The organism is Curtobacterium phyllosphaerae, from assembly GCF_049341865.1.
GTDB classification, from domain to species: Bacteria; Actinomycetota; Actinomycetes; order Actinomycetales; family Microbacteriaceae; genus Curtobacterium; species Curtobacterium phyllosphaerae.
On the sequence record NZ_JBMPIU010000003.1, the window covers coordinates 465449 to 482385 of the forward strand.

Here is a 16937-nt window from a genome sequence, read left to right on the forward strand (position 1 = left end):
CGGGAGGCGGCCGCGTCCGGCATGCGGCCGCGCGCGGTGCTCAGTCCTGGTCGCGGTCCTTGTGGCGCGGCTTGCGCGCCGGACGGTCGTCGCGCCGGTCGGCATCGCGCGGCGCGTCGTTCCGACGGTCGACGTACCGGTCGTCGCGCGGCGGGCGGCGGTCGGCGCCGGCGCTCCGACGGGGGCCGCTGTCCGGGCGGATCTCGATGAGCTTGCCCGAGATGCGGGTGTCGCGGAGCCGGTCGAGGACGTCGGCGGACAGGTCGGCGCTCAGCTCGACGATCGAGAAGTCCGGCTGGATCCGGATCTGACCGAAGTCGTCGCGGCTGAGACCGCCTTCGTTCGCGAGCGCCCCGACGATCTGCCGCGGTTCGACCCGGTGCCGTCGCCCGACCTCGATCCGGTACGCGGACATCTGCCCGCCCGACCGCGGTCGGCGTTCCGGACGACCGCCGGTCTGGTCGTCGCGGTCGAAGACGCGGGGCCCGCGAGCGTCCTGCGCCTGCCGCTTGCGCTCCTCGGCCGGGTCGAGGAGGAGCGGCTCGTCACCCTGCGCGACGACCGCGAGCGCTGCGGCGACGTCGCTCTCCGGGACGTCGTGGTGCTCGACGTAGTGCCCGATGATGTCGCGGAACCCGCTGATCCGGTCCTGCTGCTCCAGCGCGGCGGTGATCGCGTCGTCGAACCGGGTGAGGCGCGTGACGTTGACGTCCTCCACGGTCGGGAGCTGCATCTGCGTCAATGGCTGCCGGGTGGCCTTCTCGATGGCGCCGAGCAGGCGACGCTCACGGGGGGTCACGAAGCTGATCGCCGCACCGCTCCGACCGGCGCGACCCGTGCGGCCGATGCGGTGCACGTAGGACTCGGTGTCGATCGGGATGTCGTAGTTCACGACGTGGCTGATGCGGTCGACGTCGAGACCGCGGGCGGCGACGTCGGTCGCCACCAGGATGTCGAGCTTGCCGGACTTCAGCTGGTTCACGGTCCGCTCGCGCTGGACCTGTGCGACGTCGCCGCTGATCGCCGCGGCGGAGTACCCGCGGGCGCGGAGCTTCTCGGCGAGGGTCTCGGTCTCGCTCTTCGTGCGGACGAACACGATCATGCCCTCGAAGTTCTCGACCTCGAGGATGCGGGTGAGCGCGTCGACCTTCTGCGGGTAGGACACCATGAGGTAGCGCTGCGTGGTGTTCGCCGAGGTCGTGGTCTTCTGCTTGACCGTGATCTCCTCGGGGTCCCGTAGGTACTGCTTGGAGATGCGACGGATCTGGGCGGGCATCGTCGCCGAGAACAGCGCGACCTGCTTGTCGTCCGGGGTCTCCGCGAGGATCGTCTCGACGTCCTCCGCGAAGCCCATCTTGAGCATCTCGTCGGCCTCGTCGAGCACGAGGTACTTGAGCTCCGACAGGTCGAGGGTGCCCTTGGCGATGTGGTCCATGATGCGCCCCGGGGTGCCGACGACGACGTGCACGCCCCGTCGGAGTGCCGAGAGCTGGACGCCGTACGCCTGCCCGCCGTAGACGGGGAGGACGTGCACGCCCTTGATGTGCGAGGCGTACTGCTCGAACGCCTCGCACACCTGGAGCGCGAGTTCGCGGGTGGGGGAGAGCACCAGGGCCTGCGGCTGCTTCTGCGAGACGTCGAGTCGGGACAGGACGGGCAGCGCGAACGCCGCGGTCTTGCCGGTGCCGGTCTGGGCGAGCCCGACGACGTCGCGGCCCGCCAAGAGCGTCGGGATGGTCGCGGCCTGGATGGCCGACGGGGTCTCGTAGCCGATGTCCTTGACGGCCTTGAGGACGGCGTCACTCAGCCCGAGGTCGGAGAAGGTGGTCACGGGGGCGGTGTCGGCCTCGTCCGTGGTCGCCTCGGTTCGGGCGTTCGTGTCGGTGCTCATGCTAGAACGGTACTGGGTGCGGGCTGTTCCCGCGTGCCGCCTGCCCGGTGACCGCTGTGCTGCTGCTCTCCCGGACGACGAGCCGGTGCGGCGCGATGACCACGGTGCCGGCGTCTGCGGGCGGCGCTCCTGCCGCTCCCCGGTCGATGCGGTCGATGGCCAGGTCGAGCGCGGCGCGGGCGATCGCCGACTTGTCCGGACTGATGCTCGTGAGCGACGGCGTGCTGAACCGACCGTCCTCGACGTCGTCGAACCCGACGAGTGCGACGTCCTCCGGCACGGACACCCCGCGCGTCAGGAGGGTCCGGAGGGCGCCGAGCGCGAGCGGGTCCGAGAAGCAGAACACCGCGTCCGGCGGGTCCGAACGGTCGAGGAGCCGCGCCATCGCCGCCGCGCCGTCGGCCCGACGGAAGCCCGGCACGTGCTCGACCAGGCCGTCGTCGACGACGCGACCCGATGCCTCCAGGCCGTCCCGGTACCCGTCGAGACGCAGCGAGCTCGCGCCCGGTCCGGCCGGCTCGCCGGGGCGGCCGATCGCGCCGATCGCGGCGATCCGGCGCCGTCCGGTGGCGACGAGGTGCTCGACGGCCTGTCGCGCGGCGAGCCGGTTGTCGATCATGACGTGGTCGCGACCGGCGAGCACGTGCTCGCCGAGGAACACGAGCGGTCGGTCGGGGCCGACGGCCGTGAGGTCCTCGTCGCGGAGGGCGAGGGCGCCGACGATCAACCCGTCGAACACGGCGCCGGGACCGAGCCGGTCGATGAGTCGCCGTTCCCGTGCCAGGTCGCCGTCGGTCTGGTCGATCACCACCGTGACCCCGCGGCGATCGCCCTCCTCGACGAACGCGCGGGTGAGTTCGGCGAAGTAGGGGGTGTCGAGGTCCGGCAGCACGAGGCCGAGCAGTCCGGAGCGCCCGCGCTTCAGGTTGCGCGCGAGCTCGCTCGGGCGGTAGCCGAGCTCGTCGATGGCGCGGAGCACCCTGGCGCGGGTGTCGTCGGCGACGTAGCGGTGCCCGTTCACGACGTTGCTCACGGTGCGGAGGGAGACCCCCGCCGCCTCCGCCACCGCGCGTCGTGTCGTCATGCCGACACCGTACCGGCCGTGGCACGGCGGTGCCGCGGTGTCGGCGACCCGAGACCCGTCGCAGGGTCGGGGTGCCGCCGAGGCTCCGCGTTGTCTCAGCCCCGGCGGTCGACTCGCAGGCGCGCCCCCGTGTCGTCATCGTCCCGACCCAGGACCACGCCGGACGGTGGCCGTCATGCCCCCCGCGACCGATCCCCGTCCGTCCCTCGCCCGGTGGGGGCACGAACCCGTCTGGGCGCGATCGGTCCTCGTCGGGGTCCTCGTCGCCTTCGCAGTGCTGGCGAGCTGGAACCTCGCCAGGGGTGGTGACTCGGCCTTCTACGAGGCGTCCGCACGGTCGATGTCCGAGTCGTGGCGGGCGCTCGCGTTCGGGAGCTTCGACCCGGCGGCCACCGTCACGCTCGACAAGCTGAGCGGCTTCGCGGTGCCGCAGGCGCTCAGCATGCGCGTGTTCGGCGCCTCGACGTCCGCGGTGGCGCTCCCGCAGGTGATCGAGGGCGTCCTGACGGTCTGGGCATGTTCGCTCATCGGACTCCGGTGGGGTGGACGGGGTGTGGGCCTCACCGCGGCCGTCGCTGCGGCGAGCACCCCGATCTTCGTGTCGATGTTCGGGCACCCCATGGAGGACGGGATGCTCACGATGGCGCTCGCGCTGGCGCTCCTCAGCTGGCAGCGTGCCGTGCTCACCGGGCGGTGGTGGCCGCTCCTGGTCGCTGCCGTGTTCGTCGGCGTCGGGTTCCAGGCGAAGATGATGCAGGCCTGGCTCGTGCTCCCCGCGCTCGTCCTCGGGACCGTGGTCCAGGCGCTGACGTCCCGGTCGGCGAACTCGCGCGGGCGCGGGCGCGGGCGCGGGCGGGTCGGCGTCGCGCTCGGGCGCGGCGTCCTGGTGGGGGCGGCGTCCGTCGCCGCGTCGCTCGCGTGGGTCCTCGCCGTCCTCGCGGTGCCGTCGGCCGACCGACCCTACGTCGACGGCTCCACGGACGACAGCGTCGTCGCCATGGTGTTCGGGTACAACGGGGTCGACCGGATCCTCCCCGGCGCGTTCCCCGGGGCGGTCGGGAGCCGCTCGGCCGGCGCGGGGCCGGTGCACGCGCACGGCGTCGGGTCCGTCGTGCGGGTCATCGCAGGAGGGGGAGCGCACGGCGGTCCCGCCGCGTCCCACGGTCTGCTGACGCTGTTCGGGACCGAGTACGCGTCCCAGGTCGGCTGGCTCTGGCCGATCGCGGTGTTCGCGGTCGTCGCCGGCGTGCTCCGGTGGCGCGGACGTCGACGAGCGGACGCGTCCGAGCCGGTCCCGGTGATGCTCCTCGTCCTCGTGGTGTGGCTGCTGACGGCGGCGGCGGTGCTCTCGGTGGCACGGATCCCGCACACCGCCTACGTCGCTGCCGTCGGCGTCCAGTTGTGCCTGCTCGCGGCGTCCGGGTGGCGCGAGGCCGTGCTGGTGCTGCGCGACGGTCGGCGGTGGGCGCGGGGCGCGGTCGTCGGCGTGCTCGTCCTGCAGGCGGCGTGGGCCCTGGTGCTGGCGTTCGACGCGCACACACCATCGGTCCTCGCGGTGCCGGTCACGATCGTCGTCGTCGCCGCGGTGGCGACCGCGGGAGTCGTCGCCGCGCGCACCCCGGCCGCCCGCACCCCGGCCGCCCGAACCCGGGGCGCCCGGTGGACCGCGGTCGGGAGGAGGCCGGTGCTCGCCCTCGCGGTCGGGGCCGTCGTGCTCGCCGGACCGATCGGGTTCTCCCTGCAGGCGCTCGACGCCGCACGCGACGGCAGCGGTGGGGACGCGTCGGTCGGCGTCCTCGCACGGTACGGGCCTGCGCCTGCGACCACGTTCCGGGTCTCGAGGCCGGACGTCTGGGGCGGCTCGGCACCGATGCGGTCGAGCGTGGCCGCGCTCGTGGCGACGGCGCGCCGGGAGGGGGACGGCGTCGACGGCCGTCCGCTGTTCATCACCGACTCGTGGCAGGTGTCGGCCGCGGTCATCGACGCGACCGGGGACAGCGTCCTCACCGACGGCGGCTTCTCCGGGCAGGTGCCGGTGTTCACCGAGTCGGCGGTCCGGGCGGCGGTCGCGGCCGGCGTGCACATCGTCGTCACCGGCCCGGCCCGGTCCGGCGACGATCCGGTCCGCCGGTTCGTCGCGGATGCGGACTGCACCGTCGTGGGCCGCACGTCGCTCGGCGACACCGGTCCCGGACCCGTGCGCCGGGTGCCGGGCGCGGCCGCCGGTCGGGCGTCCGGAGCCGCACGACGGCCGGCGGACACCGTCTGGCGGTGCGGCTGACCGTCCCGACACACCCGGGCGGCCACCGGACGGGAGGCGCGGGTCGCGACCCGGCCGCGCCTCCCGTCCGTCCCGCGGTCGCCCCGGCGACGTGACGGTCCTTGCGTCCGGGCGCACCCGTCGGTACCGTCGTCGGACGCGGTCCGTGCATCGATGCACGGCCACCGGAACTCGACGAGGACGCGATGACGCAGACCACCCCGACCACCACCGTCCCGAAGCCGGAGCACCCGCGCCCGCAGCTCGTCCGCCCCGACTGGCTGACGCTCAACGGGACCTGGCAGTTCGAGATCGACCGCGGCGACTCCGGTCTCGAGCGCGGGCTCCGAACGCGCGAGCTCGAAGGGCAGATCCTCGTGCCCTTCGCGCCGGAGTCGACGGCCTCGGGCATCGGCGACACCGACTTCATGCGCGCCGTCTGGTACCGGCGCACCGTCCGGATCCCGGCGGACTGGGCCGGACGCGACGTCCTCCTGCACTTCGGCGCGGTGGACCACGACGCCACGGTCTGGGTCGACGACGTCGAGGTCGCCCGGCACCGGGGTGGCTTCAGTTCGTTCACCGCCTCGCTCGCGGGCGTCGTGACCCCCGGCACGGAGGCGACCATCGTCGTCCGGGCGCGGGACACCCCGACCGAGCCGCAGGCGCGCGGCAAGCAGGCGACCTGGTTCGACAACACCGGCTGCAACTACACGCGCACGACCGGCATCTGGCAGACCGTCTGGCTCGAGCCGGTCCCGAGGGCCCACATCCGCTCGCTCGACGTCGTGCCGCAGCGTGCCGACGCCAGCTTCCTGGTGACGGCGGACCTCTCGCACCGCACCGCGGGCCTCCAGGTGGAGGCGACGCTGTCCGACGGGGCCGGCGAGGTGGTGACCCGCCGGATCGCGGCGGACGACCTCGCACCGCGCATGACGCTCACGATCCCCGAGGACCGGGTGCGCCTCTGGTCACCGGCCGACCCGCACCTCTACGACCTGACGGTGCGGCTGGTCGACCCGGCCGACCCCGGTGCGTCCGTGGACGAGGTCGTGTCCTACGCCGGCCTCCGCTCGGTCGCGATCGACGGCAACCGCGTCCTCATCAACGGCGAGCCCGTGTTCCAGCGCCTCGTCCTCGACCAGGGGTACTGGCCGGACACGTTGATGACCGCACCCGACGACGCCGCGCTCCAGCGGGACATCGAGCTGTCGATGGCGGCGGGGTTCAACGGTGCGCGCCTCCACCAGAAGGTGTTCGAGGAGCGGTTCTACCACCACGCCGACCGGATGGGGTACCTGGTCTGGGGCGAGTTCGGCGACTGGGGCGTCTCCGGTCGTGGACCCGTCGGGCACAACCAGGAGCCGACGGCGTCGTTCGTCACCGAGTGGCTCGAGGTGCTGCGTCGCGACCGCAACCACCCGTCGATCATCGGCTGGTGCCCCCTGAACGAGACCCACCAGGCGCTCCACGACCGCATCACGCAGCTCGACGACGTGACGCTCGGCATGTACCTCGCGACGAAGGCCGCCGACCCGACCCGCCCGGTGATCGACGCGTCCGGGTACTCGCACCGGGTGCGGGACGTCGACGTCTACGACTCGCACTCGTACGAGCAGGACCCCGCGGCGTTCCGGGTCGAGCAGGCGGGGCTCGCGGACGGTCGGCCGTACACGAACGAGGAGCACTTCCCGACCGAGGAGCGCGCCAACCCGATCTCGTACCCGTACGTCGGGCAGCCGTACTTCGTGTCCGAGTACGGCGGCATCTGGTGGAACGCCGCGCGGGCGCAGGAGGAGTCGGACGACCCGGACCGCGAGACGTCGTGGGGCTACGGCCAGCGGGTCGCCGGGGTCGAGGACTGGCACGAGCGGTTCGAGGGCCTGACGCGCGTGCTGCTCGAGAACCCGGACATGTTCGGCTACTGCTACACGCAGCTGACCGACGTGTTCCAGGAGGAGAACGGCATCTACGACTTCGACCGGAACCCGAAGTTCGACCTGGAGCGCATCCGCGCCGTGCAGGTCACCCCGGCCGCCTACGAGCAGCGCGACTGACGCGGTCCGGACGCGCTCAGCTCCGCGAGCGCGTCCGGACGGCGTCGACCAGCGCGGCGCCGAGCGCGACGATCGCGGCGACCAGCAGGACGACCCCGACCGTCGCCGTGCCCACCGCGCCCCGCGGCTCGGGCTGCGGCATCGCGAGGTACACGAGCGCGAGCACGCCGAACCCGGCGCCGACCGCGCCGAGGAGCACCTGTCGGACGAGTCCCACGAGCAGCCGACGGTCGCGTCGGTCCGCGAGCAGCCGCACGTTGACGGAGAGGTTCCCGGACTCGAGCGCCTCGCCGATCCGGTCGATCCGCCGCGGCAGGCGACGGATCCCGGGCAGCACGCCGAGGACCTCGCGGAGCACGAGCTCGCGGACGTTGCGGACCGTGAGCTGGTCGCCCGCCTGCTCCCCGGCGAGCGCCTTCGACTCCTCGAGCAGGTCGAACCCCGGCACCACGGAGCGGAGCGTGCCGTCGAGGATCGCGAACGCGCGACCTGCTGCGACGAAGTCCGCGGGCACCGCCATGCCGTACTGCGCGAAGACCTCGACCGCGGCGTCGACCGTGTCGATGCCGACCCGTGATCCCGGGCCGAGCTGGTAGGTCACGAACGTCGCGAGGTCTCGGCGGAATGCGGGTTCCTGGTTCTGGTCCGAGAGCGGCGCCATCGTGAGCACCGCGTCGGCGATGCGCCGGGTGTCGGCCTGCAGGTAGGCGATGAGCAGTTCCTGCACGGTCTCGCGGAGGCTCAGGTCGAGTCGACCGACGGACCCGAAGTCCACCAGGGCCGGACGGCCGTCGTCGGCGAGCAGGATGTTGCCCGGGTGCAGGTCGGCGTGGAAGACCCCGTCGAACACCACCTGGCGGATGAACGCCCGGAGGACGGTCCGCATCGTCCCCTCGAGGTCGGCGGGCGCGGTGCCGTGCTGTCGGACGGCGCTGAGGGTCTCGCCCTCGACGTACTCCATCACGAGCACCCGGCCGGTGGAGAGCGATCCGTGCAGTTCGGGGAGGCGGAGCTCGGACGCGCGTGGGCTCCGCGCCTGGGTCGCCCGGAGCGCCGCGAGGTTGATCGCCTCGAGCCGGAAGTCCACCTGGCGGACGAGGTCGTCGGCGTACTGCTCGGCGACGTCCTCGACGCCGAGTCGGCGGGCCTGCGGGGAGGTCCTGGCGAGGAACTTCGTGACCCGCAGCGCGATGTCGACGTCGCGCTTGACGACCGCCACGATGCCCGGACGCTGGATCTTCACCGCGACGGACCGGCCGTCCGGGAGCGTCGCGCGGTGGACCTGGGCGATCGACGCCGCGGCCACGGGCTCGGCGTCGAAGGACGCGAACACCTCGACGATGGGTGCGCCGAGATCGGTGACGAGGAGTGCTTCGACCGACTCCCACGGCGCCGGGGCCACGTTCCGCTGCAGGTGCGCGAGGGCCGCCATCCACTCGTCGGGGAGCAGGTCGTCCCGCGTCGAGAGCAGCTGCCCCATCTTGACGAAGGCGCCGCCGGCTTCCTCGAGCGCCCGTCGGAGGCCTTCCGCCTGTCGGCGGCGGAGATCGCTCGTCGCGGGGTCGCGCGAGAAGTCCAACCGGCGGAACGGCAGGAGCCCGTGGCGGCGGGCGATCCGGACGAGCTCTGCGAAGCGGCGACCGCGGTCGAGGATCGTCCCCGTCCCCGGTGCGTCGTCGCCGGCGACGATGTCGCCGATCTTCGGGAGGGAGGCAGCACGCGCGGGGGACACCTCGTCATCCTCGTCCTGATCGCCGGGAGGGGGCTGGGCTGTACCCCGGAATGGCGGCACTCGCAGTGGGGGATGCCGCAGGGAAACCCAGATGGTGTGCTGGTTCCCCAGGGAGAACGTTCGGCGCAGCACGAACCGCGCAGGGGTGCGTGGGGTACAGGGAGAACGAAGTGTCGGTGGTTCGCGTTCGCAGGATCGGACTGGTCGTCGCCCCGCTCGTCGTGGGTGCAGCGCTCCTCGGTGTGTCCGTGCAGCCCGGTCCGGCGACGGCCGACATCACCGCCGACGGGCTCGTCCGTGCGGACCCGGTGTGGGCGCCGATCACCGGCGGGAGCGGCACACCGACCACCGCGCCGTCGCCGACCCCGACCTCCGGCGGGGGTCCGACTCCGAGTCCGTCGCCGACCGCGCCGCCCACCGCCGCGCCGCCCACCGCTGCGCCGGCGAACGGTTCGTCGTCCGCGACGGCGATGCCCGTCGGGAACGTGGTCGCGAACGGACGGACGTGGGTGCAGTCGTACGCCGAGGACTTCACGAGGGACGCCCCGCTCGGCACCGTCCTCGCGAAGTACCCCGCGATCCAGGCCTACGACGGGCAGCGCGACACGAGCGGGCAGGGTCTGTACGCACCGAACAAGGTGCTCAGCGTGTCCGACGGCAGTCTCGACTTCTGGATGCACTCCGAGAACAACCAACCGCTCGTCGCGACGATCATGCCCGACGGGTACGCGCCGCACACCACCGGCCGGGTGTCGATCCGCTACCGCACCGACACCGTCCGGGGCTACAAGTTCGTCGGGATGTTCTGGCCGTCGAGCGACAGCTGGAACGACGGCGAGATCGACTGGCCGGAGGGCGACCTCGGCGGCCGGGTCCGTCCGGTCAGCGCGGTGCCCGGCAGCTACAACGCTGCCACCGGGAACATGACGTTCATGCCGTCCACCCAGCAGTTCGCGGCCACGACGCAGTCCGACTGGCACATCGCGACGACCGAGTGGGACAAGACCGCGGTCCGGTTCTACTGGGACGGAGCGCTCGTCGCGTCGGTCTCGAACGCGGTCCCGACGAAGGCGATGCGCGTGACGCTCCAGGCCGAGACCTTCATCGGCGAGGGCACGGTGCCGAAGGACACCTCCGGCCACGTCGACATCGACTGGATCTCCATCTGGAACTGACCGGGCTCCGGACGACTAGCGTCGAGGCCACCGCGGCGGCCCTGACCACGCGGTGGAGGGAACCACAGTGTTCGAGGCAGGCAACATCCGTGACTGGATCGGCTCCCCGGTCGTCGACAGCGACGAGGACAAGGTCGGCACGCTCGAGAGCATCTACTTCGACACGGCGACGAGCGAGCCGGCCTTCGCGACGGTCACCACCGGGATCATCGGTCGGCAGCGGCTCGTGTTCGTGCCGTTGGCGGGTGCGACGGTCGCGCCGAAGCACCTCAAGGTGACCTTCGACAAGAAGCGCATCAAGGACGCGCCGTCGATCGCCACCGACGGCGAGCTCGAGGCCGAGGCGGAGCCGGAGATCTTCCAGCACTACGGGCTCGAGTACCGCACCGGTGCCGGCGGAGAGCGGCGCCTCGGTCGTCGCTGACGCGGTGCGGCGCCGGACAGCCCGGCCGGTGCCGGACGCGTGGACCCGGCGCGCGGGCTGCGTTGGCACCTGGCCACGGGCCTCCCGGCCGGGACCGGAGCGTAGCCTCCGGTCCATGACGTCCCGAACGGTCCCGACCCGGCCGGTGGTGCACCCGTGGTGACGAGCGCGGGCATCCTGCTGTTCCGCGCTGCGGACGGCCTGGAGGCGCGGGGTGCGGCAGCGGCGCCGCGGACGTCGCCGGGTCCAGGACCCCGGCAGCTCGACGTGTTCGTCGCGCACATGGGCGGACCGTTCTGGCGGCGGCGGGAGCGGTCGTGGTCGATCCCGAAGGGCGAACTCGGGACGCTGCCCGACGGGACCGTCGAGGACGCGCTCTCGGCGGCGCGGCGCGAGTTCGCCGAGGAGATCGGGGTGCCGGCTCCCGAGGTGGACTACCGCGAGCTCGGGACCTTCCGGCAGGCGTCCGGCAAACGGGTCGTGGTGTTCGCGGGGGAGTCCGACCTGGTCGTCGCGGACGTGCGGAGCAACACCTTCGAGGTCGAGCTGCCGCGGGGCTCCGGCCGGATGGTCGCCTTCCCCGAGGTCGACGACGCGCGCTGGGTGTCGATCGACGCGGCGCGGACGATGCTCGTGGCCGGGCAGGTCGCCGCGATCGACGCGCTCGCGGAACTCGGCCGGCGGGAGGGCTGAGGTCACGGTCCGGTCCCGAGGCGTTCCCGGGCGGCCCCCGCGCGGTTAGGCTCGGTCCGACGTCGCGGGAGGGGTCCGGGGCGCAGATCGAGAGGGGCCACGATGCGACGTCGACTTCGCAGCTGGATCGCCGGGACGACCATCGCGGTGGCCGCGGGAGCTGCCGCACTCGGCGGAGCCGGTGCCGCGTCCGCGGCGACGACGCCGTCGTCGTGGGGGACGTTCGCCCTCATGTCCACCACTGCCCGTGCGTACACCGGGACGATGACCCTCGACGGGTTCCCGGCGACCACGTTCACCAGCACGGCACGCCAGGCCACCGTCGTCAGCGGCGCGAGCACCTGGCAGGGACCCGCCTCGCCGCCCGGGCAGCTGTACGGGTCGAGCCGCGGCGAGACCTACCTGAACCTCCGGCCGAACCGCGACCAGCCGACCGCGGCCGACGCCTCGGTGACGACCTACACGTTCGACCCGACGACGCCGATGCCGATCGGCGCATGGTCGTTCGTCCTCGGCGACGTCGACGCGGACCAGGCCACGATCAGCGCGACCGACACCACCGGTGCGGCGGTGTCCCCGGCCGCACTCGGGTACCGGTCCTCCTACAACTCGTGCTCGTCCGTGTCACCCGGCGGCCCGAGCTGCGTCCGGAGCGCCGACGACCCTGACCCGGGCTCGGACGTCCCCACCTGGAACGCGGCCACCGCCACGCTCGTCGGGAACACCGGCGCCCGGGACACCGCGGGTGCCACGGCGTGGTTCTCGCCGACCGTGGCGCTCCGCACCCTCACCATCACGTACCAGCAGCGCAGCGGGTTCCCGGTGTACCAGACCTGGTTCGCCGTCGCGGCGTCCATCAGCGGCACCGCGACCCTCGACGGACAGCCGTACCGCGGCGCGACGGTCGAGATCCGGTCGGACGGTGCGCTCGTCGCGACGACGACCACCGCGGCCGACGGCACCTACACCGTCCCGGGACTCGCCCGGACGGACGGTTGGTCGGTGACCGTCACCCGACCGTCCGGCGCCGACGGCGGTCTCCCGCAGACGGTCAGCCTCGAGGCCGGCAGCCGCACCGTCGACGTCGCCTTCACCTCGCCGACCGGCACCACCTCGGTGACCGGGACCGTCGAGTCGGAGGACCAGCCCGGCACGCCCGCCGTCGGCGTCCCCGTCACGATCACGAACGACACCGACCCGACCGACGTCCGGACGGTCGCGTCGAACGACGCCGGCGGGTACGCGGCCGCCGGCCTCGCACCCGACACCGAGTACACGGTCACCGCGCCGGGGGCGACCCCGACGACGGTCACGACCGGAGCCGCCGGCACCCCGGGCACCCCCGTGCCGCCGGTGACCGTGCCGGACGTCGCCGTGCCGACCTCGGCGGTCGCGGGCACGGCGACCCTCGACGCGCAGGCGTACGCCGACGCCACCGTCACGATCAGCCGTCCCGACGGCACGGTCGTCGGCACCACGACCACCGACGCGCGCGGCGCCTGGTCGTTCCCTGCCGTGGCCCGGGACACCGACTACGTCGTGCGGATCACCCCGCCGGCCGGTGCGACGGGCACCGACACCCGCACGGCCGAGGTCGCAGCCGCCGACGTCACGGTGCCGGAGTTCGCGTTCACGACGCCCGCGCCGGCGTCCGTCACGGGCAGCGGGGGTGTCGAGACCTCGGCCGGGGCCCCCGTCGCCGGCACCACCGTCACGCTCACCCCGGCCGGCGGCGGCACGACGCTCACGGCGCAGACGCAGTCCGACGGCACCTACACGGTGCCCGGTCTCGTGCCGGGCACGACCTACACGGCCAGTGCGCCCGGGGCGGCTCCGGTGACGTTCACGGCGGGCACCGCCGACGTCGCCATCGACGCCCTGGTCGTGCCGGAGTCGGTCCGTGCGACCGGCACGGTCGTCGACACGGCCGGGACACCGGCCGGCGGACGGACGGTGACCGTCGTCGCCGGCGGCGGTGCTCCGGCCACCGCCACCACGGCCTCGGACGGTACCTACGCGGTCGGCGGGCTCGCGCCGTCGACGACCTACACGGCCTCCGTCGCGGGCGCCGCCCCGGTGACCTTCACCACCGGCACGTCGGGCTCGACGACCATCCCGGCGATCGTCGTCGCGGCGGTCGAACCGCCCGGTGGCGGGACGGGCGGCGGGACCGGCGGCGGCGGGACCGGCGGCGGCGGACCTGGGACCGGCGGCGGTCCGGGCGTCGGGTCGACCGTCGGGACCTCGGCAGGGCCCGGTTCGCTGGCGTTCACCGGGTCGGACCCGGCGCCGGCGATCGTCGGTGCGGGGCTGCTCGTGGCCCTCGGCGCGGTCTTCCTCGTCGCCAGGGCGATCCGCTCTCGCCGCCACCGCGACCACCTGGAGGACTGACCGGCCGCCCGACAACGGCCGCCCGACTGCGGCCGCCCGCCCGCCAGCCGCCGCCCGCTCCGGTCACCCGCGAGCGCGCCGCGGCTTCCGGGGCACCGCCACCGACCCGGTGAGGGTCTGGATCCCGCGGGTGATGGCGGGCATCGACGTCGTGACGACCGCCAACGAGGACGTGATCGCCTCGATCGACGTCGTCGACAGCATCGCGCGGTCGTGGCCGAGCACCGGGAAGCCCCGGCGGGCCGCGACGACGACCGCGAGCGACCCGACCACGAGCACCCCCGCGGCGACCGGCAGGGCCTGGAGCCCCGACAGCCCGATCACCTGCGAGCCGACGAACGCGCCACCGGCGATGCCGATGTTCGAGGCGGCGTTGACGAGAGCCCCCGCGATCTCCGGGCCGACCCCGCCGGCGCGGATCGCGGCGGCCATGAACAGGGTGCCGGTCGTCCCGTTCGCGGCGATCCACACCCCGGCGACGACCATGGTGCCGCCGAGCGACCCGTGCACGACGGGGAGCGCCACGAAGGCGGCGGCCATGACGACCACGGCGGCGATCAGGGTCTGCCGCGGCGCCCGGTCGACGAACACGCCGGCGACCCACAGGCCCACCACGCCGGTGGCGCCGAGCACGAGGAGGGCGCCGCTCACCATGTCGGACCCGAGACCGGCGTCGATGGCGTACGGGCCGATGTACGTGTACACGACGTAGTGCCCGGCGAACAGGAGCAGGTCGGCGACGACGACGGACAGCAAGCCGGTCCTGGCCCAGGCGCGTGGCGAGCCGACGTGCGGCGACGACGTCCCGCGGACCGAGGGCAGGAAGGCGAGCGCGACGACCGCGAGCGCCGCGGCGCACGCCGCGACCGCGCCGACGGCGAGCCGCCATCCGAGGTGTTCGCCGACGCTCGTGGCGACCGGCACGCCGATGACGAAGCCGAGGGAGCTGCCGGAGTAGACGAACGCGATCGCCCGACCGGCGAGCCGCGGTGGCACGATCCGGGTGGCGTACGCGGAGGCGACCGAGAAGAACAGCGCGTGGGCGACCCCGCCGACGACGCGGCCGACGCACACCACGGCGAAGCTCGGCGCCAGGGCGATGACCAGGTTGGACACCGTGTAGCCGACGAGCGTCGCGACGAGCACGGTCTTCCGCGGCATGCGCGCGGTCGCGGCGGTGAGGGGGAGCGCGAGGAGCGCCACGGCGGCGGCGTAGACCGTGACGACGATCCCCATCGTCGAGTCGCTGACGCCGAGGTCGGTGCTCATCGGCCCGAGCAGCCCGACGGGCATCAGCTCCGTCGTGATGGCGAAGAACGTCGCGAGCCCCAGCACGGCGATCCCGACCACCGAGTTCGTGGTGAGCGTCACGGGCTGCGTGTGCGGATGCGCGGCGCGGGTGCGCTCGTGGCTCGCGTGCTCGACGTTCGCGTGCTCGTCGTTCGCGTGCACGGTCGGTGTGGACTGGGTGCTGGTGGACACGGCGGACCTCCTCGGGTGCGTCGTCGGTCCGGACGGTGCGACGACACGCGCGACGGGAGGCCGCGGGTGCCGGGCACAGCGCAGCGCGACGACCCTGGGGTCGATGCGGCGCGCACTCACTCGGACGGGGGACTGGACGGGATCGGTCCGTCGGACCCGATCGGGCGGCGGCGGACCAGCCACTCCACGGCGAGGGCGCTCCAACGAGTCTGACACGGGTCCCCGGGGGTCGCGCAACCTCCTGGACGGGGGATCCACTGTGAGCTGCCTCCGAATGTGGGAGCGCTCCATCGCAGTGCTGGCGCGCCCGTCGACGGCGTGGTCGGCGCCGCGGCGCGGGACACGACACGCTCCGGACGCCTAGGCTCCGGACGATGACGACACCGACCACGACGACTCCGGACCCGGGCCCTCCACCGCACCGTCGACCCGGGCGTCTGCACCCGGTGCGGGACGTGCCGGGGTGTGGACGTGCCTCCTGGCCGATGCCGTGACGACCCGCCACGTGGACGTCCTGGTCGTCGGCGGCGGTCCCGTCGGCGTCCTGACCGCCGCGCTCCTCGCCCAGGCCGGGGTCGACGTCCTCGTCGTGGAGCGACGCGCCGAACCGTCCCGGTCGTCCCGGGCGATCGGCCTGCACCCGCCGGGGCTCGAGGCACTCGCGCGGGTCGGTGTCGCGGACGCGGTCCTCGCCGATGCCGTCCGGGTCGGGCGCGGTGTCGCGACGAGTCGCGGTCGGACGCTCGGCGCGCTCTCGTTCGGCGGTGTGTCGCCGCGGTTCCCCTTCGTCGCGACGACCCCGCTGTCCTGGACCGAGCAGGTCCTGCGGAGTCGGCTCGAGGCACTCGCACCCGGGGCACTGCTGCGCGGCCGGAGTGCGGACTCCCTCGACACCACCGACCGGGACCGGGTGCGGCTCACGACGAGCCGGTCCGTGGCCGCCGACCCGGACCGCGCGGCGTCGGACCCGGCTGGGTCGGACCCGGACCGCAGCACCGTCGAGGCGCGCTTCGTGGTGGCGGCGGACGGTCCGCGGAGCCCCGTGCGGACGATGCTCGGCGCGCCTCGTGACGTCCGCTCGTACACCGACGCCTACGCGATGGGCGACTTCGCCGACCCCGACCCCCGGCGGGCCCGGCCGGACGCCGCCACCGGACCCGGGTCCCCCGACGCCGTCATCGACGTCGGCCCGCACGGGGTGGTCGAGTCGTTCCCGCTGCCGGACGGGACCCGGCGGTACGTCGTGTGGACCGACGCGCCGTTCGACGACCGCGATCCCGGTGCTCCGGCGACACTGGCCGCGATCGTGCGGCAGCGCACCGGGACCGCCCCGGACCCGGCCACGTGCACGATGGTCAGCGGGTTCCGCCCGCACCGCGGCATCGTCCGGCGGATGGTGCACGGCCGGGTCGTCCTCGTCGGCGACGCCGCGCACGAGATCAGTCCGATCGGCGGACAGGGGATGAACCTCGGGTGGCTCGACGCGGTCGCGCTCGCACCGATGCTGACGGACGCGATCCGGACGGGAGGCACGATCCCGGTGGACGCGCTCCTCGCGTTCGAACGGCGTCAGCTCCGGCGCGCACGGGTGGCGGCACGGCAGGCCGAGTGGAACATGCGGCTCGGACGCCCGGCGGCAGGATCGGCCATCCTCGCCCGCGAGGCGGGCCTCCGCGCCGCGCTCGGCCTGCCCACGGCGCGACTGCTCGCCGACGTCTACTCGATGCGGCACGTCTGAGCCGTCGGCC

At 73.8% G+C, this 16937-nt stretch carries 11 protein-coding genes; 7 read left to right on the plus strand and 4 right to left on the minus strand.

Annotation, left to right across the window (positions count from 1 at the left end):
• Nucleotides 1-40 precede the first annotated feature (40 nt).
• Both ACO0E0_RS07805 and ACO0E0_RS07810 read right to left on the minus strand, forming a co-directional pair.
• Complete coding sequence (locus ACO0E0_RS07805; protein ID WP_422870832.1) at nucleotides 41-1891, minus strand: DEAD/DEAH box helicase; 1851 nt, start codon at nucleotides 1889-1891, stop codon at nucleotides 41-43.
• Between the two features lies 1 nt (nucleotide 1892).
• Entirely contained in the window at nucleotides 1893-2975 is a 1083-nt protein-coding gene (locus ACO0E0_RS07810) for a LacI family DNA-binding transcriptional regulator (RefSeq protein ID WP_422870833.1), read from the minus strand.
• Nucleotides 2976-3150: 175 nt separating this feature from the next.
• Between ACO0E0_RS07810 and ACO0E0_RS07815 the strand changes: the two genes are divergently transcribed.
• Together ACO0E0_RS07815 and ACO0E0_RS07820 are read left to right on the plus strand one after the other, a co-directional pair.
• The gene (locus tag ACO0E0_RS07815) at nucleotides 3151-5256 is read left to right on the plus strand and encodes a glycosyltransferase family 39 protein (RefSeq protein WP_422870834.1); all 2106 of its coding nucleotides are present in this window, start codon (nucleotides 3151-3153) and stop codon (nucleotides 5254-5256) included.
• Between the two features lie 185 nt (nucleotides 5257-5441).
• Nucleotides 5442-7292 (plus strand): glycoside hydrolase family 2 protein, encoded by a 1851-nt coding sequence (locus ACO0E0_RS07820; RefSeq protein WP_422870835.1) that lies wholly within the window; start codon nucleotides 5442-5444, stop codon nucleotides 7290-7292.
• Between the two features lie 16 nt (nucleotides 7293-7308).
• Here ACO0E0_RS07820 and ACO0E0_RS07825 read toward each other — a convergent pair whose 3' ends face one another.
• Nucleotides 7309-9024 carry an ABC1 kinase family protein gene (locus tag ACO0E0_RS07825; protein ID WP_422870836.1) on the minus strand — a complete coding sequence of 572 codons (1716 nt, stop codon included), beginning with the start codon at nucleotides 9022-9024 and terminating at the stop codon, nucleotides 7309-7311.
• Nucleotides 9025-9200: 176 nt separating this feature from the next.
• Here ACO0E0_RS07825 and ACO0E0_RS07830 point away from each other — a divergent pair, with 176 nt between their 5' ends.
• From ACO0E0_RS07830 to ACO0E0_RS07845, 4 genes are all read left to right on the plus strand, one after another.
• A complete protein-coding gene (locus tag ACO0E0_RS07830) occupies nucleotides 9201-10199 on the plus strand; it encodes a glycoside hydrolase family 16 protein (RefSeq protein WP_422870837.1) in 999 nt (332 codons plus the stop codon).
• Between the two features lie 67 nt (nucleotides 10200-10266).
• Nucleotides 10267-10623: a PRC-barrel domain-containing protein gene (locus tag ACO0E0_RS07835; RefSeq protein WP_422870838.1), complete on the plus strand. Its 357-nt coding sequence runs from the start codon at nucleotides 10267-10269 to the stop codon at nucleotides 10621-10623.
• Nucleotides 10624-10779: 156 nt separating this feature from the next.
• A complete protein-coding gene (locus ACO0E0_RS07840) occupies nucleotides 10780-11316 on the plus strand; it encodes an NUDIX hydrolase (RefSeq protein WP_422870839.1) in 537 nt (178 codons plus the stop codon).
• A gap of 102 nt (nucleotides 11317-11418) precedes the next feature.
• Entirely contained in the window at nucleotides 11419-13707 is a 2289-nt protein-coding gene (locus ACO0E0_RS07845) for a carboxypeptidase regulatory-like domain-containing protein (protein WP_422870840.1), read from the plus strand.
• Between the two features lie 63 nt (nucleotides 13708-13770).
• Here ACO0E0_RS07845 and ACO0E0_RS07850 read toward each other — a convergent pair whose 3' ends face one another.
• Complete coding sequence (locus tag ACO0E0_RS07850; protein ID WP_422870841.1) at nucleotides 13771-15189, minus strand: MFS transporter; 1419 nt, start codon at nucleotides 15187-15189, stop codon at nucleotides 13771-13773.
• Nucleotides 15190-15679: 490 nt separating this feature from the next.
• Here ACO0E0_RS07850 and ACO0E0_RS07855 point away from each other — a divergent pair, with 490 nt between their 5' ends.
• Nucleotides 15680-16927, plus strand: coding sequence for an FAD-dependent oxidoreductase (locus ACO0E0_RS07855; RefSeq protein WP_422870842.1), 1248 nt, complete (start codon nucleotides 15680-15682; stop codon nucleotides 16925-16927).
• The last annotated feature ends 10 nt before the right edge of the window (nucleotides 16928-16937 follow it).

Bases quoted from the DNA above. Each gene is read 5' to 3' on its own strand.
- ACO0E0_RS07805 (WP_422870832.1), bottom strand. From the start codon at position 1,891: ATGAGCACCGACACGAACGCCCGAACCGAGGCGACCACGGACGAGGCC.
- ACO0E0_RS07810 (WP_422870833.1), bottom strand. From the start codon at position 2,975: ATGACGACACGACGCGCGGTGGCGGAGGCGGCGGGGGTCTCCCTCCGC.
- ACO0E0_RS07815 (WP_422870834.1), top strand. From the start codon at position 3,151: ATGCCCCCCGCGACCGATCCCCGTCCGTCCCTCGCCCGGTGGGGGCAC.
- ACO0E0_RS07820 (WP_422870835.1), top strand. From the start codon at position 5,442: ATGACGCAGACCACCCCGACCACCACCGTCCCGAAGCCGGAGCACCCG.
- ACO0E0_RS07845 (WP_422870840.1), top strand. From the start codon at position 11,419: ATGCGACGTCGACTTCGCAGCTGGATCGCCGGGACGACCATCGCGGTG.